The following is a 212-nucleotide window of genomic DNA, read 5'->3' as shown; positions in this document are numbered from 1 at the left end:
CCAGGGTTGCTGCATAAGCATATTCTTTGCTGTAGCCAACAGAATCGATGTCAGCAGCAGCGATTGGAGTGCCGATAATATGAACGCCATTCCACAGATCACCGCCGATAGTGGCCTGACCTGCAGCACTGCCGGAATTGACGGCTTTACTTTTATACATGAAATAATCAACGGCAAAAGACAAGTCATTTTTTACATTACCGATGGCGGCC

General features: G+C 47.2%; 1 protein-coding gene. It reads right to left on the bottom strand.

Annotated features, from left to right (window positions below; genetic code table 11):
- The coding region (locus tag HJY11_RS14640; protein WP_208076573.1) for a hypothetical protein at positions 1-212 on the bottom strand (212 nt) is incomplete at both ends.

Origin of the sequence: Bittarella massiliensis (ex Durand et al. 2017) (assembly GCF_017566145.1) — a bacterium.
Classification (GTDB): domain Bacteria; phylum Bacillota; class Clostridia; order Oscillospirales; family Ruminococcaceae; genus Bittarella; species Bittarella massiliensis_A.
Note: the sequence above shows the minus strand (reverse complement) of the source record. Positions and strands in the feature narration are given on the sequence as shown.